This is a genomic window from Streptomyces sp. NPDC059994, from assembly GCF_042737755.1.
GTDB lineage: Bacteria > Actinomycetota > Actinomycetes > Streptomycetales > Streptomycetaceae > Streptomyces.
The window spans coordinates 95,269-117,476 of record NZ_JBHWUR010000007.1 but is presented as its reverse complement, the minus strand read 5'-3'; the positions used below and the strand labels follow the sequence as shown (position 1 = coordinate 117,476).

Sequence of the window (22,208 nt, the reverse complement as noted above, 5' to 3'; positions counted from 1 at the left end):
CATGACACCCACCACGCCTCAGCCCGCCCACACCACGCAGCCCACAGCCGAGGTCCGGCCCGGCTCCCCGGCGCACCCGACGACGCTGCCGGACCTCGTGGCCCGGCACGCCGAACGCACCCCCGACGCCCTGGCCGTCGTCGACGGCGACACCACCCTCACCTACGGCCGGCTCGACCAGGCCGGCCGCGCCCTCGCCGCACACCTGCGCGAGCACCAGGTGGCACCCGGCGACCGGGTGGCGCTGCTGACCACCCGCTCCGCCCGCACCGTCATCGCGCAACTCGCGCTGTGGCGGGCCGGAGCCGTGTGCGTACCGCTCGACCCCGCACAGCCCCGGCCCCGCACCGAAGCGATGATCGCCGACGCGGGCGTCACCCTCACCGTCGGCGACGCCAAGCTGCTGGACGCGGCCGCGCTCACCGGCCCCGTACTCGCCCTGCCCGAAGAGCCCCTGAACGGCGGCCCGTTGGCGGGTGGCGCCGCGCCGGACAGCCCGGCCTTCATCATGTTCACCTCCGGCTCCACCGGCCGTCCCAAAGGCGTCACGCTCGCGCACCGGGCCATCGCCGAACTGGTCACCGCACCCGACTACCTCACCGTCACCGCCCGCGACCGCGTCCTGTTCCACTCCCCCATGACCTTCGACGCCTCGACCTTCGAGGTGTGGGCCGCGCTCGCCAACGGCGCCGCGGTCGTCGTGTGCACCGTGCCGCGGCCCTCCCTGGAGGATCTGGCCCGCCACGTCGAACGCCACGGCGTGACGGTGGCGTTCTTCACCACGGCGCTCTTCCACCAGCTCGCCGCCCGCCGCTCCCGCGTCTTCGCCCAGCTCCGCTCGGTCATCGTGGGCGGCGAGGCCATGGCCGCCAGCCACGCCCGTGACGTGCTGACCGCCTTCCCCTGGCTGGAGCTCGTCAACGGCTACGGACCCACCGAGACCACCACCTTCGCCACCGCCCACACCGTCACCGAGCCCGACTGTGACGCACCGCTGCCGATCGGCCGCCCCATCGCCGGGGCCACCGTCCACGTCCTGGACGCCGACGGCAACCCGGTCCCCGACGGCGACCGGGGCGAACTGTGGGTCGGCGGCGCCCGGCTCGCCCACGGCTACGCGGGCCAGCCCCAGCTCACCGCCGAGCGGTTCGTCGACCACCCCACCGCCGGACGCCTCTACCGCACGGGGGACATCGTCTCCGCCCGCCACGACGGCACCCTGGACTTCCACGGCCGCAACGACGACCAGGTCAAGGTCCGCGGGTTCCGCATCGAACCCGCCGAGGTCGAACATGCCCTGCGCCAGCAGCCGGACGTGGACGACACCGCCGTGACAGTCGACGGCGCGGGCTCGCCCGAGGCGCGCCTGGTGGCGTTCGTCGTCGCCGCCCCCGGGCCCGTACCCGCCGCCTCGGCGCTGCGCGAGCGGCTCACCGCCGTCCTGCCCGCCCACCTGGTGCCCGACACGATCACCCTGGTGGAGCGTCTTCCCCTGACCCCGTCCGGCAAGGTCGACCGGCGCGCGCTGAGCGGTCGCGTCCAGGCCGCCGCCCAGGACGCGACCGCCACGCCCGCCCCGGCGATGGGCCCGCTGGAGGAGGCCGTCGCCGAGGTGTGGAGCCGGAACCTGGGCAGCGAGGTCACCCATGGCGACGCCGACTTCCTCGCCCTGGGCGGCCACTCCCTCCTCGCCCTCGCCGTCACCGACGATCTGCGCGAGGAACTCGGCGTCGAGCTCGCTCTCGCCGACTTCTTCGCCGCCCCGACCGTCGCCGCCCAGGCCTCCCTCATCGAACGTGCCCTGCTGGCCGCCCACAGCGACCTCCACCCCCAGACCCCGGAGCACAGCGATGTCCACTGACGCCGACTCCACGGCGCAGGCCGATCAGCAGCGGCTCCAGCACGAACTGCTGCGCCGGGCCCGCGCCACCGCCGCCCGGCGCGCCCCGGCCGCCCCGGACGCCCACGCCGCCCCGGACACCGGCGGGCAGGCAGCGAGCGATGCCGCCCAGCCCGGCACCGCCTCGACGCCCGGCCGCCTGCCCCTGTCACGGGCCCAGCGCCGCATGTGGCTGATGGAACGGCTCGGCGGCGCGGGCGACTCCTACCACGTCCCCTTCGCCACCCGGGTGCGCGGCCCGTTCGACCCGGCCGCGCTCGCCACCGCCCTGACCTCACTGGTGGCCCGGCACACGATCCTGCGCACCTGCTACGCCGACCAGGACGGCGAGCCCTTCCAGGAAGTGCTCCCGGCCCCGCACACGATGGCCGTGCCCGTCGTCGACACCGCCACGACAAACGCCCCGGCGCTGCTGCGCCAAGAGGCGGCCCGGCCGTTCGACCTCACGGCAGGTGAGGCGGTACGCGCCCGCGTTCTGCGCCACGGACCGCAGGACCACACCGTTTTGCTGACGCTCCATCACATCGCCGTCGACGGCCGCTCCCTGGACACCCTGGCCGAGGAACTCGCCGCCCTCTACACCACGGCCGTCGACGGCTCCGGCCGCCCCGTCCTCGCCGTACCGCCGCAGTACGCCGACTACGCGCGCCGCGAGCACGACGAGATCCCCGGGCTCCAGCCGGAACTGGACCGCTGGAGCGGCCTGCTGGCCGACGCCACCCCGCCCCGCCTGCCCCCGCCCCGCCTGCCCCCGCCGGCGACGCTCGCGCCACGCACCACCGACCCGTCGGCAGCCGTACACACCGTCCCTCTCCCACCCGCGCTGCCCCACGCCCTGCGGACGCTGGGCGCCGAGCGACGCGCCACGCTCTTCGCGGTGTCACTCACCGCCGCCTTCGCCGCGCTGCACCGCCTCACCGGCGACGACGACCTCGTCATCGGCGTGGCGGGCACCCACCGCAGCGGCACCGCCATGCGCGGCCTGGTCGGCCTGTGCGTCAACACGCTGCCCGTCCGCGTCGACGCCGGCGGCGACCCGTCCTTCGCCCAGCTGCTGCACCGCGTACGCGACGCGCTCCTGGAGGCCCAGCGCCACCGGCACCTCCCCTTCGACCTCGTCCTGGAACGCCTCGGCGCCACGGCACGCGGCGCCGACGGCACCGCGCTGGTCCGCGTCACATCCGACGTGCTGGGCGAGCCCACGGTGCTCCGACTGCCCGGCACCTCAGCCGAGTACGTCGACGTGCCCACCGGCGGCGCGAAGTTCACCCTGTCCTACGGCCTGAGCCTGGGCGACGCCGAACAGCCCACGGCGCTGGTCCAGTTCGACCGCAGCGCGCTGGACGACGCCGCGGCGAAGGCGACCGTACGCGACTACGCCGCCTTCCTCGACGCGGCGGCGGCCAGCCCGGAGCTCGCACTGAGCAAGCTGCCCGGCCTCAGCACACCTCGCCCGTCCGCCGCCCGGCGCTCGGACTCGGGCACACCGCACGCCCCCGGCGCGCAGGCCTCGCCGGAAGGTCATGCGGACGCGGCGATCCCGTCCGCCGGGGACAGCGCGCCGGACAGCGCCGATCACCCGGCGGCCCATGCCCTGCGCGCCCACCCGCAGGTCGCCGACGCCCTCGTCGTCCAGCCCGTCCAGGGGCCGCCCGTTGCCTACGCCGTCCTCAACGACAGCGTCGGACCCTCCGGCAACGAACTGCTCGCTCTGCTGCGCCGCTCGCTCGCACCCGAGTCCGTGCCCGCCGCGGTCACGCTGCTGGACGCGCTGCCCGAGACGACCGCCGGGACCCCCGACACCACCCGGCTGCCCGGCCCCGCCACGGCGAGCAACCCGTCCAACACGCGAGCCGGAACCGTCACCGAGGCCTTCACCTCGCTGCTCGGCCTCACGCCGTCGCCCGACGACGACTTCTTCGCCCTCGGCGGCCACTCCCTCATCGCCGTACAGCTCGCCGAACGTCTGCGCACCGGGCTCGGCCTGCCGCTCACCGGCCTCGACGTGCTCCAGGCCCGCACGCCCCGGGCGCTCACCGCGCTCCTCGACGAGCGGGCGGCCCAGCAGGCCGCCGCGAAGACCACGAGCAAGCCCGCCCGTGCCCGGGCCGTCCGCCCGGGCACGGTGCTGGTCACCGGCGCGACCGGCGGCGTCGGCGCGTTCATCCTGCGGGAACTGGCCGCCCAGGGCCGCCCCGTGCTGGCCCTGGCCCGGCCCGAGTCCGCCCATCTGATCGCCACCGAGGGCGTCGACGTCGTCGCGGGCGACCTCACCGACCTGGCCGGACTGCGCAACGCCGTCACGGAAGCGGACGCGATCATCCACGCCGCCTGCACCTTCACCCGGCCCGAAGTGGACCTGGCGGCCATGGAGACGATGGTCGACGCCTGGAGCCGCGGACCGTTCGTCTTCGTCAGCAGCGTCGACGCCTACGGACACCCCCACACGGACCAGGTCCCGGAGGAGTCGGCACCCCGCGAGCCCATCAGCCTGTACGGCCGGGCGAAAATCGACTGCGAGGCCATGGTGCTGCGCGCGGCGGGCACCAACGGACGCGGCGGAGCGAGTGCCGTGCGGTCACCGATCGTGTGGGGCGCGCACGAGCGGCTGCGCGAACAGCTGCGCTGGGGCGCCCTCGGCACGCTGTACCAGGCCGCGCGCCAAGGCGAACCGATCGAGCTGCCCCGTCCCGGCGCCGGCGGACACCCCTGGTACGGAGCCGCCTGGGTCCACGCGGCCGCCCTGGCCCGCGCGGTGACCGAGTGCCTGGACCGCCCCGTCCACGGCGTCGCCAACGCCGTGAGCGGCCATGTGTCCTGGCACGACCTCGCCCACGACCTCACGGAACTGCTCGGCTCCCGCGGTGACGTCCGCGAGACCGACGACGTCGCGCAAGATCTCGACCACCGCTGGCACTACGACAGCCGCCGCCTGGCCCGTACGCTCCGGGCAGAACCGGGCGAGGACCGGCGGAGCGTACTGGCCGAGATGATCGACGGCATGACGGGCGACCACGCTTGACGACCCGTGTGGGTGCTCCGGAGGCTGACCGCACACCACCCAGGTGACGCGGCCCTCAGGTCCTGGCGCCCCGCCGACTCACGCGCGGCGATGATTTCGCTACCGGCAGCCGGTCGTTATGGGCAGCGAAAGGCTCTCCTTCTCCACCGGTGCGGGCGAGCAGAAGGCGCGGAGAAATACGGGGCGCACATCACCTCACCCGAGGGCACCTTCCACGGGCTCGGGGACGCGTTCCGCACGGGCGACGCCGTCGTGTACGCGGTGGCCCCGGCCACCGCGTACGGCTTCGGGCGGGACGAGGGACGTACACCCATACACGGTGGACGTTCTGAGCAACGTGCCCCAGCCCTGGGGCACGGAGTCAGCGAGTGGGGCGCCGTGGAGCCCCACTCGCCGCTCCGGTCGGAGGAGCGCCTGTTCCTCGCCGGTCGGCATCCGTGTGGTGGGCTCGACGGCCGGTGTCGTCCGGCTGGCCGGGAGGCCTCGGCAGGGGGGCGCTGAAGTGGAAGGCGGCGATACGCGCGTCGTGCTGTGCGTTGAGCAGATGGATCAGGCCCATTCCGACAACGGTCGCGAGGATGATCGCCGCGACGATGACGAACGTCTCCATGCTGCTCACCTCCAGGTGTTGCCGGGCACCGGGAGGGCGCGGCTGCCCATCGGGTTCCCGATGGGGGACATACAGGCCCCGCCATCGCTTTCCCAGATGGCTTGCCGGCGTCGGGCGTCCCGGATGTCGCGCCCGATGGCGGCTTCGTCGGCCATCAGGACGCCCGCGGTGAGGACGCTGCCGGGGATCGTTGCGGCGGCCATCAGGCGGGCAGCGGCTGCGGGCTCGGTCTCGGGTGGGATCACCAGCAGGTCCCAGCGGCCGACGGTGTAGGAGAGCAGGATCAGCTTGTCGGGGTGCTGTTCGGTGAACCAGCCCACATGGACGGTGTGCCCGGCCACGGGAACCATGCGCGGGATGACGGGCCAAAGCGTGGGGTTCACGGTGACGCGGGTGATGCGTCCCCAGGGCTCGTCGAGTGCGGCCGCGAGCGGCGGAAGCTCGATTTCGAGGTCGCGCGAGTAGGGCCACCAGGCCCCGTCGAGCTGCCCCGCGAGGGTGGTCTTCGGGGTGAGGGACAAGCGTGCCGGGAACTCTACGGCGAGGTCGCGGGGTGCGGTCCGGTCAAGGACGGTGGTCATGGTGCGGACCTGCCCCCGGGCTGCCCGTCGGCAGCCCGGCTTTCGTGATCGCCGGAAATGACACCCACATTGAAGCCGGTGTGCGAAGTACTCCCGGTACTTTCACTGTACGCCGGTTCGACGGAATCTGACCGGTTTGACCAGGTATTTTCCTGCGGGCGGCGGAGCGGGTGTGCTGTGGCGAGCGGCGCCAGTGCCGCGGAACGACGGCTGACGCACGCACGTCGCCGACCCGGGCGCCTGCGTCCATGCCGTCCGCAAGGCAATGGCCGGGTGCCGTCCGGGCCGACAACGCCACCCGGGCCGCTCAGATCTTCCCCGCCACCGCACTCGAACCGGCAGACGGCGACACCGCCCCGCGCAGCCTGATCCTGAAACCTCAGCGGCCGAGGTGCCGCGGGACCGATGCCGGGCCCGGGCGCCCTGCGGTGTCCGCCCGGGCCCGGGCGCCCTGCGGTGTCCGTATCCGGCCGTGCCGCTTCTGGGCGGAGGCCGCCGCCCGGGCCCCCCGGCATCGCCACCGTGACCACTGCGGCCACCGCGCCCCGCCTTCACCGCAGTCGGACCTCCGTGCTCTCTCAGCCGGTGTGAAGGATCCGAAAGCGATCGGGTTCCGCCGGATCCCGATCAACGACTTGGACGGGCGCCCAAGCCCATTGCCACACGCTGATGCCCGGCGTACGGGAGAACCGGATCTGCCCCCGGGTGCCTTCGACTGCGATGCCCGGCCACGATGCGGCCGTGCGCGCCCGGTCCACTCCGTGCGAACGCAGCACATCGGCGAGGACGGCGACCGTGTCGTAGCCCTCGAAGGCGACGAAGGAGGGTGCTTGGGCCAGCCGCTCGCGCAGGGCCGTCTCGACTCGTACACCGAGCGGGCCGAGGCGCTCGGGCAGGTAGCGCAAGAACGGGATCGCGGCGCCGTCGTCGCCCAGCAACGCCGCCCATTGGGCGAACTCCGGTTGCCCGGCCGGAGCACCGATCACGATCTCGGCCAGGCGCTGGTCGCGGCGGACAGCTTTGACGACCGGCACTGCGGGCTCCGGGTGGCCGACCAGAAGGAGGAGGGCTGTTGCACGATGGTCGACGAGTGCGTCGCACACGGCGGTGGGGGTGAGCGCGCGCATGTCGAGTTCGATGACGGTGCCGCCGCGTGGAGCGAGGTGGTCCCGCAGAATGCGGGTCCCGGATGCCCAGTAGACACTCGGCTCGGCCGCCACGGCGATGCGGCTGTGGCCCGCGCCCAGGAGAAAGTCCGCGTAGATCTGCCAGCCGTGGGACTGTGCCGGGGCGAGGCGCGCGACCCAATCCGTCGGCTGATCGGTGAGCGCGTCGAGAACCGCCGACGAGCAGAGGAACGGCAGGCCGAGGGCGTCGGCCCTGGCGGCAGCGGCGCGGGCGACGACGCTGTGATACTCCCCCGCCATGGCGGCCACGCCCAGGCGGGCCAGTTCGTCCACGGCCGCTGCGGCCCTGTCCGGGTCGGCCGCGCTGTCCCGGACCACCAGCTCAAGTGGCCTTCCGACGATCCCGCCGGCGTCATTGACGTCGCCAACCGCCAGCTCAAGTCCAGCCAGCAAGTGCCGGCCCGCCTCCACCCAGCCGGGCCGAGTCAGCGGAACGAGAGCGCCGATCCGGACGGATGATCCGTCAGTCCGCTCCGCTCCCAGTGGGGATGGTGGCGTATTCATGTGTCGGCGTCTCCCTCTCGCTTTCGGTTGCAAAGCCCTCCGGGAGTGATAACACGCACTGCCGTCACTGCGGCAACTGCATCAACAGCGGTGAGCGCACCAAGATCGACAAGATTCTCTGGCCGGACGAAACGGTATGGGTGCCGGGGGCTGCGGACTACTACCTCGGTACGCGGGGAGGGCTGTCCAGAAGTCCTCGGCGATCCCACGAATGGCCCGCGTGAGCCCGCAGGAAAACGTAGGAAAACGTAGGACAGGCTCAGTCTCCCGAGGGGGGTTGCGCGGGGGCCGGTGCGCTGTCGCTCCACAGGCGCGGGCCGCCGTGGTCGCGCAGGCGGCGCAGGAAGGACAGGACGCCCGCGCTGCCGGTGGCCCACCCCGGTCCCGAAGCGGCCAGGGTGTTGTCGGGGAACAGCGGCCGACGCAGGGTGCCACCGCTGCGGGACAGGATCAGCCCCAACACGTCCTCGGCGGCGCGGTGCAGCTTGCCGTCGCCGGTGACGGCCTCGGCGTCGATGAGCAGTTCACCGACGCCGGCCAGCCCGCAGCACTGGGACACCGGACTCATCCGGGGCGCGAGGTCACGGCAAGCCCAGGCGCACCGCACCCCCAGGTCCGTCAGGCGCGGGTCCCCCTCGTGGCCGCCCGCCTCGATCAGCAGGGTTCCGATCCCGGCGAGTCCGCGGCACCAGGACCCGTAGCGCCGGTGGGCCTCGGGGCGGGCGGCCAGCGCCAGCAGGCGGGGTGTGTGTACGGCGAGTTCGTCCAGTCCCGAGCGGGCGGCCGCGCCGGCGGCCGGGTCCCCGGTGAAGCGGTGGTAGGCGTGCAGGAAGTGGATGACGCCCGCCCTGCCGTGGGCAAAGCCGAACGGGAACGCCGCCTCGGACGCCGCCGCCGAACGCTGCGGCTCCGGACGCTCCCGCCCGCCCTCCGCGGCCAGCAGGGTGCGGACACACTCTCCCGCTGCGGCCAGCCGCGCGCCGGCCTCCTCGTCCCGCCCCGCCGCGTGCGCGCGCCGGGCCAGCGCCAACAGCCCGGTCCCGGCGCCCGCCGCACCGCCGATCTGGTCACCGGTGTCGTCGTACGGGCACAGGCTCGGCGGGGGGACGAACGCCTCGGCTGTGCCGGTCAGTACGGCGGCGTCGAGGAAGAGGTCGACGCCGGTGCGGCCGGTGTACAGCGCGGCGGTCAGCCCCGGCAGGGCGGTGTGGCGGGCGGTGCGACGGGCGAGGCCGGCCACGGCCTGGGGGACGCCCGGCTGTTCCCGGTGGTGCAGCAGTTCCAGGCCCACGCCGGCCGCACCGTCGTAGAGGGTCAGCCCGAAGTGCTGTTGCCCGTGCCGGGGCTGTGGTCCCGCGGGCAGTTCGCCGGCGGCGGTCGTGCAGGTCGCGACGGTGTGCGCGATCAGGTCGTCCAGCAGGCCGCGGGTAACCCTTGGCGGTGACGGGAGTTGGCGCCCGGTGGCCACCGGTGCGGGCTGCCCGCGCCACCGCCGTGCACAGGCGGCACGCCGTAGAGGGTCGGGGTCCACAAGCCCGGCGACGAGTTCGCGTACCGGCCGGTGCGCCGCGTCCGGGAGCACGGCGGCCAGACAAGCGAGGGTGCGGTCCTGGTTGACGGCCTCGTCGCGGTCGACGACCACCGGGTCCATGCCGGTCAGCGCGAAGTGCAGGGACGCGCCGAGCGCGTACAGGTCGTCGGCCGGCCCGGGCGGTTCGCCCGCGCGGTACACCGGCATCGAGTAGCCCGGCGTCGCACCGGCGGGCCGGTCACCGTGCAGCGCGCTGACGCCGAAGTCCACGAGGTAGGCGGTGCCGTCCTCGCCGAGCACCACATTGGACGGCTTGAGATCACTCATCACGACGCCGCGGGCGTGCACGGCGTCGAGCACGGCCAGCAAACGGCGTGCCAACGCGGCGATTTCGCGGTTGTCCGCTGTCGCGTCGCCGACTGCCCCGGAGCCAGCGGGCGCGGGTTCAGCGGGCGCGGGTTCAGCAGGCACGAGTTCAGCAGGCACGGGTTCAGCGGCGGGCGCGTACGGTCCGTGGCCGAGTACATCGCGGCGCAGGTCACGGGGCCCACAGTCGGTGCTGATCAGATACTCGTCGTCGCCGTGCCGGAGATGGTCGCGAACCTGGGGGACGCCTTCGACGCCCGCGAGGGCTCGCAGAACGGCGTGCTCGTGCCGCAGGCGGCCACGGGCATCGACACCGTCGGGGCCCTCGCCGACGTAGGCCCTGGCCTGTTTGACGATCACGCGCTCGCCGGAGGCGGTGTCCACGGCGCGGTAGACGTCGCCGTGCGGGGAACGGGAGATACCCGTGGTGAGCCGGTATCTCCCGCCGATCATGCGGGCAGGACGGCTCACGGGCGGCGTGGCGGCCCGGAACGGGTCGGCGGCCCACGGTGGCTGGCGGTAGCGAGTCCCCGCGCGCCCACGGAAGCGCACCCCGTCGGGGCCGGTCATGACGAGCGCGGCATCGTCGGTGCCCGTGGCCCGGAACGGGCCGTAGCGGTAGTAGACGGGGGCATCGGAGCGGATCTGCCGGTCGCTGAGCACCCGGGGACCCGGCCGGCCGGCCAGGAGATCCGCGAGTTCACCGCCCAGCGCCGTCACCTCCTCCGGTCGCGGATAGACGGTGACCGCCTTCCCGACGAGCGCGGCATCGAGCGCTCCACTGTTCATCAGGCCCAACACCGCGGCGTCGCGGGCGAATTTGGCGTCGCAGACATAGCGCAGCAGCACAGGGACGACCAGGTCCGCGACCCGCGACAGGTCGTCCGCGCGGGCGGACACGTGCAGTTTCCAACCATGGCCGGGGAGCTCACTTGCCCAAGGGTGGGGAGCGAACAGGCAGAGCCACTGATCGTCCGCGACGAGACGCCGCTCGCATCCGACGAGCAGGTTCCCGAGTTGCTCGTCGAGGCTGTGCTCCGGGCCCGTCCGGCCGGACCGGGGCACCGAAGTCTCTCGCCCGCGCGACGCGTGGGAGCCCGTGCGGTGCACGCCAGTGGCGGCCGTCCCGGACCTGTCCTCACCGGCCGAGGCCGGTCCGGCCGCCACTCGCGTCCTCGCCTAGTCGCAGGCGAAGCGGGTCGTCGCCGTCACCCAGGGATCTGCCAGACACGCCTGGAGACCACGGCTGGGGTCTGTCTGTTCCTCGAACGGGATCTCTTCTTCCTCCACGGCCACGTCGAGTGGGCCGGCGTCACGGATCTGCAGTGCCAGAGGGCTCATGGCGGTCCTTTCTGTGCACAGAAGGGGAAGGTTCGGTGGAGAGATTGTCAAGCGCATGCCAGTTTCACCGACGCCGAACGAACCGGCAAGAGGGAGGACCTGAGGTCTCATCCGCATACCCCGGGCCGCGGGATCGCCGGAGGTGGAGCGGGCCGCTCGCAGCGGGGAGGACGAGCCGGGGGAGGACGAGCGTGGGCAGCGTTCCCACCACGGCCTGGTTTCGGTCGTCGCCTGGAGCGCGCCGACCGGTCAGCCCTCCTGACGGAACCGGATGCCCCAGTTCCACCAGGGCTGGGCCGGATCGGCCGATCAGGCAACCCACCGCGCACAGCGGGAACGCAGCGCCTCGGGGGGCGTCCGACGCGCCGCCGATGAAGGCGTGTACGGCGATGGGGTCGGACAGCAGGTCTGCGCGCATGCGTGGCCGCTGACGGGTCTACGGACGCTCCCACCCCCGCCGTCCGAGGAGCAACTGGAGAAGCTCCCCCTCACCCTCACCCTCACCCCTCCCAACGCAGGGCGCGGGCCGGTGGGCACACTCGTAAGCCTCGTCCGGCCACGGTACGGGCCCTCCTCGCGTCCGCCCGGCGGCCTGCTCGGGCGGGGTGCGCTCGGTGTGGCCACCCGTACAGGACGGCCCTGTGCCGGTGCCCTGCCCGTTTCGTACGCTGGTCGCATGCGCATGCGCCCCACGCTGAGCTGGACCCCCGACGCGAGCCCGCCGCCCGGCACCACGGACCTGGGACAGGTCGCCGACGCTTTGAGCAGCGGCGGTGTGCTGGTGCTCAGCGGAGCCGGCCTCTCCACGGAGTCGGGCATCCCCGACTACCGGGGCGAGGGCGGAAGCCTCAGCCGGCACACGCCGATGACCTACCAGGACTTCACCGCCAGCGCCCAGGCCCGGCGCCGGTACTGGGCGCGCAGTCACCTCGGCCGGCGCACCTTCGGCCGCGCCCGGCCCAACGCGGGACACCGGGCCGTGGCCGCGTTCGGGCGGCACGGCCTGCTCAGCGGTGTGATCACCCAGAACGTCGACAGACTGCACCAGGCCGCGGGCAGCGACAGCGTGGTGGAACTCCACGGAAGCCTGGACCAGGTCGTCTGCCTCTCCTGCGGCGACATCAGCCCGCGCCACGAGCTCGCCCGGCGGCTGGAGGAGGCCAACGCGGGTTTCGCGCCGGTGGCCGCCGCCATCAACCCCGACGGCGACGCCGACCTCACCGACGAACAGGTCGGGGACTTCCACGTGATGCCCTGCACCGTCTGCGGCGGCATCCTCAAACCGGACGTGGTGTTCTTCGGTGAAACCGTTCCGCCCCAGCGGGTCGCGCACTGCCGCGCACTGGTGGACGGGGCGACCTCCCTGCTGGTCCTGGGCTCTTCGCTCACCGTGATGTCCGGACTGCGTTTCGTACGCCAGGCCGCCCGGGCCGGGACCCCGGTGGTGATCGTCAACCGGGACCCCACCCGGGGCGACCAGCACGCCGTCACCCGGGTCGCGCTCCCCCTGGGAACGGCCCTCACCACCGTCGCCGAGCACCTGGGCATCCCCGTGGACGACCCGGCGACGGTCTGACCGAGGGCAAGCACCGCTGAAGCCCTGCGCCGCCCGGCCGACACCCGGCGCACCGGTGGCCGGCCCCCGCGCCTCAGGGGGTGTACACGGCGTCGCTTCCGTACAGCTGCCGGGTGAAGGTGGAAACATAGGTGTGCCGGTCGGAGGCGTCCAGGTTGTACGTCAAGTAGACGCCGTAGCCCTCGCTGACGGTCCGCCTGGCCAGGCTCGCCGCAGTGGTCGAGGACGTCGATCCGAAGTCGATGGCCGCCGGTGACAGGTTGGCCTTCGGCAGGGCGATTCCGGGCACACCCCAGGTGCCGTAGTACGGGTTCCAGGCGTAGTTGAACTTCGACGAGATGTTCACGCCGCCGTAGGACAGTCTCGTCGCCGACGGGCCGATGTTGTAGAGCGAGATCAGCTTGTTCGGCATGTTGTCGCGCAGCGCGGAGACCAGGTGGACGAACGAGCTGTCATTGGGCTGGCCGGTGCCGTTCCTGCCGTACTCGGCGTACTCGTCGTCGAAGTCGATGCCGTCGAGGCCGTACCTGCTGACGGCGTCGGACAGCTGCTTGGCGAACGCCGAAGCGGCTGCCCTGGAAGGCAAGTTCGCGAACCCGGCGCCCTGGTGGTTGCCGAGCACCGACAGCATGACCTTGATGCCCTTCGCCTGCAGCGGGCGGATCTGGGTCGCCGCGTTGTCGAGGACGCGCTGCACATTGGGGTTGAAGTACAGGTACGCCGACTTCTTGGCGGTGTCGTAGTTGATGTTGGCGGCGAACACCACGGCGATGTCGAAGACGTTGCCACCGCCGTTGGCCAGGCTGTACTTGCCGACGTTGAGCATGCTGTTGCTGTTCACCTCGATGTAGGCCACCGAGGTCGGCCCCTGCTTCTTCGCCGCGGGTTCCCCCGCCGCAGAGGTGGTCGCCGTCGCGCCGACCGCGAGTGCCGCGGCGGCCAGGAGTGCGAGTGCCGTCGTCCGTGCTGTGCTCCGGCCTGATGTGCGCATTGCCGATCAGCCTCCCGTCGCATGGCTTGTGCGGTTTCTCCACCAGCGGCAGGCGCGGTCCACGCCTGCCGCGCGGAAGCGGACGGCTGGTGTCGTACGAGCCGCCCGCTCCGGCCGGACCGGAGCCTGCCATACCGCGGGGCGCCTGGATAGGGTGCCTCGGGCACGCGATGCCGCACCTCCGCTCCCACCACGCGGTCTCCCTCGTCGAGCGCTCCCGACGCGAAGCGCCGGGGCCGAGGGCATGGCGCCTCCGAAGGACCCTCCCGGGCACTCTGACCCATGGCCGCCGCGTGTTCGCACGTTTTACCGAGACGCTCCTGCCGGTCGGCCTGTTCGGCCCGTACCCTGCGGGATGGGGCTTGGGTGCCGCCAGCGGTCCCCGCCAGAGCTAGTTGGAACCCTCCAATCCCGGCTGGACATCGTTGTGCCGGTCATGATCACCGGGTTCACCCGCACGGCCGCAGACTTGCAGGACGAGGTGGCCGACGCGGCCGCCGCGTCCTTGTCCGTGACGACACCTGGGACACCACACCGTGAGCGAACGCGTCATTGCGCCCAAGAGCCGGGGCTTCCTGTTCCTCGACTCCCATCCCGGCGGTTGCCGACAGCTGGTGGACGAGATGTGGGAGGCCGTCCCCGCCCCGGTCACCACCGAGGGCGAAGGACCGGTGGCTCTGGTCATCGGCTCGTCCGCCGGGTACGGCCTGGCCGCTACGATCGCGGGCCTGGCCCGTGTCGGCATCCGCGGCATCGGCGTGTGCTTCGAGAAGGCGCCCGCCCGCCGCACCGGCACGGCCGGCTGGTATCGCACCGCCGCCACCGCCCGGCTCGCCCAACAGCACGGGCGGGACATGGTCTTCCTCAACGGCGATGCGTTCAGCGACGCGATGAAGGAGCAGGTCGCCGACCTCCTCGCCGAGCGGTTCGGCGGACGGCTCGACTTCCTGATCTACTCGGTGGCCGCGCCTCGCCGCACCGACCCGGACACCGGCGACGTGTACGCCTCGGTCCTCAAGCCGATCGGCTCGCCGAACACCACCAAGACCCTCGTCTTCGACGAGTACGGCGCCCCGGAGGTCAAAGAGGTCACCACCGAGCCGTCCGAAGGCGACGACATCGAGCAGACCGTGGCGGTGATGGGCGGCACCGACTGGGAACGGTGGATCACGTTCCTGGCCGACCGGTCCCTGCTCGCCGACGGCTTCACCACCGCCGCCCTGTCCTACATCGGCTCGCCACTCACCGCGGCGATCTACCGGCAGGGCACCATCGGCGCCGCGAAGGCCCATCTCGAAGCCACCGCACGCACGTTGGACGAGCGCCTCGGCAAGACCTTGGGCGGCCGGGCCGTGACGTCGGTCAACGCCGCTGCCGTCACCCAGTCCTCCACCGCCATCCCCGGCATCGCCCTGTACGTCGGGCTGCTGCGCGGCGTCCTCGGCGACGCCATGGTGGCCCCGATCGGTCAACTGGTGGAGCTGTGGGACCAGCTGACCGGCGCCCGCCCCCTCGACCTCGACGACGAGGGCCGGATCCGCCTCGACACCTGGGAACTCCACCCCGCCGTGCAGAACACCGTCGCCGAACGCTGGTCCACCGCCAGCAGCGACACCATCACCGAACTCGCCGATCTCGACTGGTTCAGCGACGAAGTCCGCCGCCTCTACGGCTTCTCCGTCCCCGGCGTCGACTACACCGCCGCCGTCGAAACCGATGTCCCCTGGCCCACTCCCACCGTCTGACCCGCGCCACGAATGGCGCCGAACGCGTCGGTAAAGTCGCCGGGTGGAGTCGAGGAGGTCGAACGGGCGCCCGTTGCACGGCGCCGGAGTGCGTCCTGACTACCTGGGCGGGCGGCGTCTTGAACGCGTGGGCGTGTCCTGGCACCTGTACGGTACGGAGCCGCCGTCCGGCCCGTTGGACGTGTGGCTGATCGACAGCGCAGAGGTCTCCACCCATGTGACGACCGGGTCGGACTGGTGCCTGACCGTGGAACCGTCGCCCCCCTACGAGGGGTACGGGATGGCGGAGATGGGCCGCGTCGAGGTGGCGCCGATCAACGGCGAGACCCGGTTCGCGGACCACCTCGGCGAGACGGTCCTGGCGGTACGCGAAGAAGCGGACCCGGACACCGGTCGGCTCGCGCTGGAGATCACCTTCGGCTCCGGCCGCGTCCGGTGCGACGCCTGGGCCGGGGATCTCCGCCTGTCCGGCAAGTGATCGGCGCGCCAGTACCCGCGGAACCGTGTGAGGTTCTCGCCGTGGCTGGTGTGATCAAGGCTTCCCAGCCGTCCTGGACAGCCCCGTTCCCGCTCGGCCCGCGGTGTTTCGGCAAGTTGGTGACGATGCTACGGCGTGAAGGGGCGGACGCTTCCGCCGAGGCGGCCGGAGGAGTCTGCCGGCTGGAGGACCGGGTGCCGCTGGTCGCGGCGTACTGAGGCGAGTTGGCGCAGCGTCACGTCGATGTGCCCCGCCGTTCGGCGTCTCGAAGTCCGCGGCCGACCACATCATCAACCACCTCGGCCGGCCGGCGGTCCGCAAGGGCACCGTGCACATCGCGGACGGCACCCTGGTGCCCACCCGCGGCCACACCGCGGCCGAACGAACTACCGCTACCCACGACCCTGGGAGGAGTCCGGGTGCCAAGGCCGCCGTCGGAAGAAAATGACCATCGCCGACGGCGGCTGGTGGGGTGCGACCTTGCCGTCCTCAGGACGTCCGGTTATGGCCGGTCGAAGGTCTCGCAGTTCAAGGAATTGCGGGTGTCTTCGAGGCAGATGTACACGTAGTCGGCCCCGCCGACCGTGTCCGCGGGGACGGTTACGGAGATGTCGACCGACTTGCCGCACACCGGCTTGGTGGTGCGTTCGCTCAGCCGGGTGTAGTTGGGGCCGCCGTCGGAACGGTACGCCGCGATGTAGGTCTTGCGGCAGCTCGATGCGCTGACCGACTTCTGCTCCCCGGTGAGCTGGACGGACCTGTTGTACCAGGTCAGAGTCCCCTTGGTGTAGGTCTGCCCGTAGGAGACCGCGTACTTGCTCGGTGGGGAGGAAGCCGCGTTCGCGTGGCCTGCGGGCAACAGGGTCAGGGCTGCGGCTGCCAGTCCCATGGAGACACACCTTTTCGCGGCCAGGGCCATTGAATCCTCCGTGAAGTCGTCAGTGGGGCGAGTATCGGAGCTTTCGGGGGTGAGTCTGGCACGGCAGGTCGCGGCTTCGGACGATCGCAGCCCGCTGGGCTTCGTCGAGTCGGCCCTCGTAGCCGTGCCACCCCCTCAATGCCGTACGTGCCCGTTTGGCCCGCTCCGTCCGCTCGGCCGCCAGTCAGCAGCGTCGCGGCAGTTGGGCCAAGTAGGCCACGTCAGTCTCCGTCGGAGCGGGAGAGCGCTTCGGTGATCAGGCGGGTGGCGAAGTCACGGTCGTCGGTGATGCGGTTGATGTGCTCCGCGAGCAGAAAGGCGGTGACTTCCAGGGCAGTCATCTCCTGCTCAGTCCAGTCTCCGTACTGTTGGCGCCACAGGCTGGGGCTCAGGCCGGTGCCCGCGGCGATGACCAGGCCGGCCATGGTGGGAACGGCCTCGGGGCGGACACTCCTGGGCATCATCCGCATCGCGGCCACAAGGTTGGGCACCACGTATTCGATGACTTCCTTGCCGTGCTCCTCGTGGGCCTTCCGCAGCCACGTCATGAACATGTAGATGAGCGTGCAGGCGCCGTCCAGTAAGTCATTGGCTCCCTTCGAACCCAGTGATGCGATGAACTGGTCGATCAGCGCCTCTTGTTCGGCGTCGGTCCCGGTCTTGCCGCTATAGATCTGCTTGAGCCGAGAGTCGATGATCATCAGAGCCGCGCTCACATCGCCGGCAGGAGCATGCTGGGGACCATAACGCGATACCAACGGGTTCCTCCTCGGGCGGCCGCGATGGGCAGGGCGGCGTATTCGTACCGTAGAGGACCGAGGAGGCGGGGGTCCGGCAATCCCGTGAAGAGCCTGCGGCGGCCCCCTCGCCCACGGGGCTTCAGCCTGCCCACGACCTGCTCACCTGGCATCACTGCAGCACAATGTCCACGTAGTCGATTTCGGTGAACTCCACGAACAGGCCTTGCGCACGACGGCCGTGGTCGGTACAGCCCACCGCGACCACCTCCAGGGGAGGCATGACGAGCCTTTCGCCGCCGCTCAGTTGGGCGATCCTGCGGCGGTATTCGGTGAACTGGTCGATCCTGCACTGCAATTCGATGTCAATGCGGTCGATATCAACTGGAGCCTGACGCCAATGGGTTGGGCATCTCAAGGCGCGCGCCGCCAGGCCTGTGGCGGTCCCGGCTCAGGGGTGCTCGACCGTCTGCCCCCTCGGGTACCCGGCAGCAGCCGGCCGTGACCTCGATGCCGATGCTCGGGCCCGGCGGGTCGGTGACGGTGCCGCGCGCGGCGGCACCGTCCGGGAGCGCCACGCTACCGGGGAGCAGTGACGTCTCCGTACCTGCCGACCACGACCAGCGCCTGGTTCTTCAGCGCGGTCGTGCCCGGGGCCCAGTAGTGGCTGTGCCCCTGCGAACTCTTGAAATGCTCCGGGCCGTTGTTCTCGGCGCGGGTGTTCATCTGGTTCGCCCCGAAGACGTCGTCGCTGGGGATGATGAAGGTTCCGCCGCCGATTCTCCACTGGCTGCCACCGAGACCATAACGGCCGACGTCGGGCACCTTGTCACCGTCGGCCTCCTCGTTCCACACATGCCCCTTCGGTACGTCCATCTGCCCGGCCGAACCGACCTTGACCCCCGGGCTTCCGGCGAAAATCACGTCGTCGGCGTTGAGATCGCCCTTCTGTGCCGCGGCCCCGATGAGAGTGCTGCCGTACGAGTGACCGATGGCCGTCCGGTGCGGTTCCCCGGGGCCGTTGTGGGAGGCGTCGAGGCCGTCCATGAAACGGCGGTAGGCCGGGGCGCCGTCGTAGGCGTAGTGCTCGAAGGGGGCGTCCTTGACGGGGTCATGGGGAGCGTCGTAGCCCAGCCAGGTGATGGTCGACACGGAGGCGCCCGGGGACGCCTGGTGGGTCTGGCGCCAAAGGTCGTTCATCTCGTGGATTTTGCCCGCGATGTTGGCCAGGTCGGACCCCGTGCCCGGCACGTACACAGCCTGGTGCTGCGCCGTGTCCGGGTTCCCGGTCGCGACGATGGCGCGGCCGCGCCCGTCGGGGCTGAAGCCGAGCAGGTACGCCTCGGGCAGCCCTCCGGTGCCGGTGATGTCGAAACGGTTCTGGATGGATTCCATGCCTTTGAGGGAGGCGGTGAGGTGGCGGTAGTCGTCGCCGTACTTCCGGTCCCAGTTCGACCACGCGTCGGTATGGGTCTTGGCGGCCCCGGCGCGGGTCATCACATAGGTCCACTCGTTGGCGGGCGGTTTCGGGATCGCGTCCAGCCTGATCCGGTACTCGGCCTGCTTCTCGTCGAACACCATCCGGTTGGCCTCGTCCCTGACCTCGGCGGGCAGACCGTCGAGCCTGCCCACGAGGTCGGGGCTGAGGGAGAGGTACGCCTCCTGTTCCTGGGGGGTGAGACCCTTCCACCAGTCGGCGTTCTGCGCGGGAGTGGCGTCCTTCGGGGGTCCGCCGATGGAGTCCAGGTATCGCTGGCCGGCCTCCCGTACGCCTCCCATGTCCGACTGGGCGTCGGCGAGGTCGTGGGCAGAGACGGTGAGGTCGTCGTCGGCCTTCAGCGCCCGTATTCTCGGCGCCCACTTGGCGTCCGCCTCCGCCGCCTCTCTGAGGGCGGCGGCGATACGGTCCGCGAGGGCGACCGCCTCGGCGCGGTGGGGGTTGGGATCGGGGCCCAGGCGGGCGACGGCGGACTGGGCGCCGGGGGCCTGCGGCGCCGCGCCCGCGGCGACAGTGCCGCCGGGGGGCGGCAACTCGACGCTGTTGCGCGACTGCCCGGCCGGGTAGGTGACGCTGCCGTCGGCGCCGACCGTGAACCTGAACGTCTCCGCGTCGCCGAGCGCGGACAGGAGCTTGCCGCGGGCCACGTCCATGTCGTGGACGAACCCGTTCAGCGCGGCGCTCACCAGCCCGCACTCGATCTGCGTGTAGTGGAAGTTGGCCGACAGCTGCTTCAGCTCCGCGAGTGCGGCGTCCCGGGCCACCCCGCTGAGAGAACCGCGTATGCCGGCTGCGACGACGTTGTCGATGTGATCCTTGGCCGCGGCGGCCATGTTGCTGCTCGCGCGGTAACCGTCAGCCGCCTGTGCGAATTCGGACGGCTTCAGTGCCTTGAGCGTCGCGAGATCCACGGCAGCCCGTCACCGCCCCGGGCTCTGGCCACCGACAGCGGGTGTGTCGGCGTACCGGCTGTCGATGGCACCGAACGCGTCCCTCACGGCGTCGTCGGTCAGGAGGAGGTCGTGCCCGGCTCTCTCCAGCGCCTCCTTGACACTGCCGCAGCGCTCATCGACGCTCGTGAGGTACCGGGACCAGGAGTCGTACACGTCCTTCTGGGCCCCCGCGGTCAGGCATCCCGCGGCGTCGGCGCCCTGCTGCCCGTCGGCCAGCTGGGTCAGGGCCTTGCCCAGCCCTTCCTTCAGCCCTCCGACGCCCTCACCCGCCTTGTTCCACACCTGCTGGGTGGACTGCAGGCCCCCGGTGACACTGCTTGTCGCCGGAGCGGTCCCGTCACCGGACGGGTAATGGTTGAGCCGCGTCTGCGACCCGTGCCGCTGGGCGGCGTCCTGCTTCAGCTGTTCCCACTCGTCCCACGCCATGCGTGGTCTCCTCCCCCGTGACCCCCGGACGTGCCCCGGGGTGTGTGGTCCCGCTGTGCCGCGCCCCATGAGAGGGCCGCCGCGGACCGTACGGACGGGAGCCCCACCCACCCTGGTGCCCTCACCGAGTGGCCCGATGTCTCCGCACCTGGCCGCAGCGTGGCCCACCCTGGCACACCGCTTGAGACCGGCGCGGCTCAAATTGATCGCCCCGGACGGAGTCCCTCCGCACCGTCCGGGCAGCTCGGACCCTGTGGTGCCATGGAGGCGAATGACGCTTTGTGGTACGGAAATTGGCCTGATGGGCCTCCAGGGAAGCCAGGGTCTCCCATATGGCCCCCTCCACAGGCCCCCGGAGCAGCTCCTCTCTGCGGACGCTTCCGCGAGCGAGTGGAGTGGGAGGGGAGCTGGTCATGCCCCTGTGTGCGACAGGGGCGCGGGTGGCACAGCCGTCCCGCGGTGCTTGAGGTTGACGGCCGAAGCCTTGGCCAGTGCCACGGGGTTCAAGAAACGCAGCGGCCCGATCAGGCGGGATGCGAACCGATGCATGTGCCGCGCCACCGACTCGTCGCGCGCTGCCGCCGAATACATCAGCCGCTCCATGGGATTGAACGGACGGGCCTTGGCGAAGTCGGCGGCCAGGTACTGGTGACCGCCCAGCCGGCGCCGGTGTCTGCGGGCGTACACCACGAGCGACCTGTCGAGGTCGCCCCGACCGGTTGCGGCCGAGGCGACCGCCTCTGCCAGCCATTGCGCGGACTGCAGAGCCCACCCGCATCCCACGCCCCACAGGGGATCGCCGGTCAGGGCGGCGTCGCCGATGAGCGCAACGCCCGGTGCGGTCGGCTTGCGGCTGTGCAGCGGGTAGTTGACAGTGCCGGTGATCTTCGTGATGCGCTCGGCGGAGTCGAAGGGCGGGGCGTCGGGCAGGGCGCGGACGAATTCGGAGAAACTGCCCTCCAGGTCTTCCCGGAAGGCCGGCAGGTGTTTCTTGTGCGGGAGCACCGCGACGACCGTCACCCCGTCGTCGTTCGGAAACGCGTACGCCATGTCGGGTTCGAGGAACCAGGCGTGACTGATCCCGCCGTGCAGCGGAAGATCGCGGAAGTGCGCGAGATAGCCGAACCGCGCGTTCTCGTACCGCCGGGCAGGCACCCCGGCGAACTTCGCCACGGCCGAGTCCTTGCCATCGGCGCCGACCACCAGGCGGGCCCGGATCTCACGCTCGCCCTGTGGAGTCGACGCGCGCACCCCCACGGTTCGCCCGGCTTCCCGGACCAGCCCGGTCACGTGATGACCGAGGAGCAGATCGACGCCAGGGGTCTCCGCCGCATGGGACCTGATCAACGGATCGAGGGTGCTGCGCCGAATGTTGTACGCGTACGGCAGCTCGGGGCCCGCCGGCGCGGCCCTCGGCTCGATCCACCCCCAGCGGGTGTACCAGCGGGCGTAGTTGCGGACGGCTCCGGCCTCCTCAAGAACGGGGATGAGGCCGAGTTCGTCCAGCACCGGGTAGGCGTTGGCCGTGAGGGAGTGGGTGCAGAGCGTCTTGTACGCTTCGGGGTCCGAGCGGCGTTCCAGCAGTGCGACGCGGACTCCGCGTCGAGCGAGCAGGACCGCCGCGGCGCTGCCGGCGAGGCTGGCTCCGCTGATGACGACGTCGTAGTCGTATCCCGCGCTCTGAGGCTTGGTCATGCGCTGATCGCTCCGTTCGGAGTGTGTGGTGCCGATCGTGGAGTGGTGCAGTGCCACTGCTGTCAGGTGCATGAACGGTGGTCAAGAGTCCAGACTGTGCGGCCCCCCTCGTGCCACCGCCCGACCAGGACCCTCACCATGTCCGCCG

At 71.6% G+C, this 22,208-nt stretch carries 17 protein-coding genes and 2 pseudogenes; 7 read left to right on the top strand and 12 right to left on the bottom strand.

Annotation, left to right across the window (positions count from 1 at the left end; genetic code table 11):
- Position 1: 1 nt before the first annotated feature.
- The 3 genes and pseudogenes from ACFWA7_RS06630 to ACFWA7_RS06620 all read left to right on the top strand — a co-directional run.
- Positions 2-1,861 carry an amino acid adenylation domain-containing protein gene (locus tag ACFWA7_RS06630; RefSeq protein WP_385821407.1) on the top strand — a complete coding sequence of 620 codons (1,860 nt, stop codon included), beginning with the start codon at positions 2-4 and terminating at the stop codon, positions 1,859-1,861.
- Positions 1,851-4,922, top strand: a complete 3,072-nt coding sequence (locus tag ACFWA7_RS06625) for a condensation domain-containing protein (RefSeq protein ID WP_385821404.1) — start codon at positions 1,851-1,853, stop codon at positions 4,920-4,922. Before ACFWA7_RS06630 ends, ACFWA7_RS06625 begins: the two co-directional genes overlap by 11 nt.
- 174 nt (positions 4,923-5,096) lie before the next feature.
- Positions 5,097-5,254, top strand: a pseudogene (locus ACFWA7_RS06620) (pyridoxamine 5'-phosphate oxidase family protein); the annotation flags it as partial.
- 29 nt (positions 5,255-5,283) lie between these two features.
- Here ACFWA7_RS06620 and ACFWA7_RS06615 read toward each other — a convergent pair.
- The 5 genes from ACFWA7_RS06615 to ACFWA7_RS06595 all read right to left on the bottom strand — a co-directional run bounded on the left by ACFWA7_RS06615 (position 5,284) and on the right by ACFWA7_RS06595 (position 11,042).
- Positions 5,284-5,532, bottom strand: a complete 249-nt coding sequence (locus ACFWA7_RS06615; RefSeq protein WP_385821402.1) for a hypothetical protein — start codon at positions 5,530-5,532, stop codon at positions 5,284-5,286.
- A gap of 5 nt (positions 5,533-5,537) precedes the next feature.
- The gene (locus ACFWA7_RS06610; RefSeq protein WP_385821400.1) at positions 5,538-6,113 is read right to left on the bottom strand and encodes a DUF5994 family protein; all 576 of its coding nucleotides are present in this window, start codon (positions 6,111-6,113) and stop codon (positions 5,538-5,540) included.
- Positions 6,114-6,691: 578 nt separating this feature from the next.
- Complete coding sequence (locus ACFWA7_RS06605) at positions 6,692-7,804, bottom strand: ABC transporter substrate-binding protein (protein ID WP_385821398.1); 1,113 nt, start codon at positions 7,802-7,804, stop codon at positions 6,692-6,694.
- 259 nt (positions 7,805-8,063) lie between these two features.
- Complete coding sequence (gene lanL / locus ACFWA7_RS06600) at positions 8,064-10,766, bottom strand: class IV lanthionine synthetase LanL (RefSeq protein WP_385821395.1); 2,703 nt, start codon at positions 10,764-10,766, stop codon at positions 8,064-8,066.
- Positions 10,767-10,880: 114 nt separating this feature from the next.
- On the bottom strand, positions 10,881-11,042 hold the full coding sequence (locus tag ACFWA7_RS06595) for an SflA family class IV lanthipeptide (protein WP_371656518.1): 162 nt from the start codon (positions 11,040-11,042) through the stop codon (positions 10,881-10,883).
- Between the two features lie 676 nt (positions 11,043-11,718).
- Between ACFWA7_RS06595 and ACFWA7_RS06590 the strand changes: the two genes are divergently transcribed.
- Complete coding sequence (locus ACFWA7_RS06590; protein WP_385821393.1) at positions 11,719-12,618, top strand: NAD-dependent protein deacetylase; 900 nt, start codon at positions 11,719-11,721, stop codon at positions 12,616-12,618.
- Positions 12,619-12,691: 73 nt separating this feature from the next.
- Here the strand turns inward: ACFWA7_RS06590 and ACFWA7_RS06585 are convergent, their stop codons facing one another.
- On the bottom strand, positions 12,692-13,609 hold the full coding sequence (locus ACFWA7_RS06585) for an endo-beta-N-acetylglucosaminidase H (RefSeq protein WP_385537364.1): 918 nt from the start codon (positions 13,607-13,609) through the stop codon (positions 12,692-12,694).
- A 536-nt stretch (positions 13,610-14,145) separates the two neighbouring features.
- On the opposite strand from ACFWA7_RS06585, the gene fabV reads away from it, so the two are divergent.
- The 3 genes and pseudogenes from fabV to ACFWA7_RS06570 form a co-directional block, all read left to right on the top strand.
- Positions 14,146-15,354: an enoyl-[acyl-carrier-protein] reductase FabV gene (gene fabV / locus ACFWA7_RS06580; protein WP_385821391.1), complete on the top strand. Its 1,209-nt coding sequence runs from the start codon at positions 14,146-14,148 to the stop codon at positions 15,352-15,354.
- Between the two features lie 133 nt (positions 15,355-15,487).
- Positions 15,488-15,832, top strand: coding sequence for a hypothetical protein (locus ACFWA7_RS06575; RefSeq protein WP_385821389.1), 345 nt, complete (start codon positions 15,488-15,490; stop codon positions 15,830-15,832).
- Positions 15,833-15,873: 41 nt separating this feature from the next.
- Positions 15,874-16,315, top strand: a pseudogene (locus tag ACFWA7_RS06570) (IS5/IS1182 family transposase); the annotation flags it as partial.
- A gap of 19 nt (positions 16,316-16,334) precedes the next feature.
- Here ACFWA7_RS06570 and ACFWA7_RS06565 read toward each other — a convergent pair.
- The 6 genes from ACFWA7_RS06565 to ACFWA7_RS06540 all read right to left on the bottom strand — a co-directional run bounded on the left by ACFWA7_RS06565 (position 16,335) and on the right by ACFWA7_RS06540 (position 22,060).
- The gene (locus ACFWA7_RS06565; protein WP_385537532.1) at positions 16,335-16,721 is read right to left on the bottom strand and encodes a hypothetical protein; all 387 of its coding nucleotides are present in this window, start codon (positions 16,719-16,721) and stop codon (positions 16,335-16,337) included.
- Between the two features lie 251 nt (positions 16,722-16,972).
- Complete coding sequence (locus tag ACFWA7_RS06560; RefSeq protein ID WP_385537369.1) at positions 16,973-17,509, bottom strand: hypothetical protein; 537 nt, start codon at positions 17,507-17,509, stop codon at positions 16,973-16,975.
- Positions 17,510-17,660: 151 nt separating this feature from the next.
- A complete protein-coding gene (locus ACFWA7_RS06555) occupies positions 17,661-17,846 on the bottom strand; it encodes a hypothetical protein (RefSeq protein WP_385821387.1) in 186 nt (61 codons plus the stop codon).
- A gap of 221 nt (positions 17,847-18,067) precedes the next feature.
- On the bottom strand, positions 18,068-19,897 hold the full coding sequence (locus tag ACFWA7_RS06550) for an alpha/beta hydrolase (RefSeq protein WP_385537374.1): 1,830 nt from the start codon (positions 19,895-19,897) through the stop codon (positions 18,068-18,070).
- 9 nt (positions 19,898-19,906) lie between these two features.
- Complete coding sequence (locus tag ACFWA7_RS06545; RefSeq protein WP_385537377.1) at positions 19,907-20,365, bottom strand: hypothetical protein; 459 nt, start codon at positions 20,363-20,365, stop codon at positions 19,907-19,909.
- A gap of 411 nt (positions 20,366-20,776) precedes the next feature.
- Positions 20,777-22,060: an NAD(P)/FAD-dependent oxidoreductase gene (locus ACFWA7_RS06540; protein ID WP_385821385.1), complete on the bottom strand. Its 1,284-nt coding sequence runs from the start codon at positions 22,058-22,060 to the stop codon at positions 20,777-20,779.
- Positions 22,061-22,208: the final 148 nt, after the last annotated feature.

Excerpts from the sequence above, each read along its gene's own strand:
- ACFWA7_RS06630 (WP_385821407.1), top strand. The coding sequence starts at position 2 with ATGACACCCACCACGCCTCAGCCCGCCCACACCACGCAGCCCACAGCC.
- ACFWA7_RS06625 (WP_385821404.1), top strand. The coding sequence starts at position 1,851 with ATGTCCACTGACGCCGACTCCACGGCGCAGGCCGATCAGCAGCGGCTC.
- ACFWA7_RS06615 (WP_385821402.1), bottom strand. The coding sequence starts at position 5,532 with ATGGAGACGTTCGTCATCGTCGCGGCGATCATCCTCGCGACCGTTGTC.
- ACFWA7_RS06610 (WP_385821400.1), bottom strand. The coding sequence starts at position 6,113 with ATGACCACCGTCCTTGACCGGACCGCACCCCGCGACCTCGCCGTAGAG.
- ACFWA7_RS06605 (WP_385821398.1), bottom strand. The coding sequence starts at position 7,804 with ATGAATACGCCACCATCCCCACTGGGAGCGGAGCGGACTGACGGATCA.
- ACFWA7_RS06595 (WP_371656518.1), bottom strand. The coding sequence starts at position 11,042 with ATGAGCCCTCTGGCACTGCAGATCCGTGACGCCGGCCCACTCGACGTG.
- ACFWA7_RS06590 (WP_385821393.1), top strand. The coding sequence starts at position 11,719 with ATGCGCATGCGCCCCACGCTGAGCTGGACCCCCGACGCGAGCCCGCCG.
- ACFWA7_RS06585 (WP_385537364.1), bottom strand. The coding sequence starts at position 13,609 with ATGCGCACATCAGGCCGGAGCACAGCACGGACGACGGCACTCGCACTC.
- ACFWA7_RS06565 (WP_385537532.1), bottom strand. The coding sequence starts at position 16,721 with ATGGGACTGGCAGCCGCAGCCCTGACCCTGTTGCCCGCAGGCCACGCG.
- ACFWA7_RS06545 (WP_385537377.1), bottom strand. The coding sequence starts at position 20,365 with ATGGCGTGGGACGAGTGGGAACAGCTGAAGCAGGACGCCGCCCAGCGG.
- ACFWA7_RS06540 (WP_385821385.1), bottom strand. The coding sequence starts at position 22,060 with ATGACCAAGCCTCAGAGCGCGGGATACGACTACGACGTCGTCATCAGC.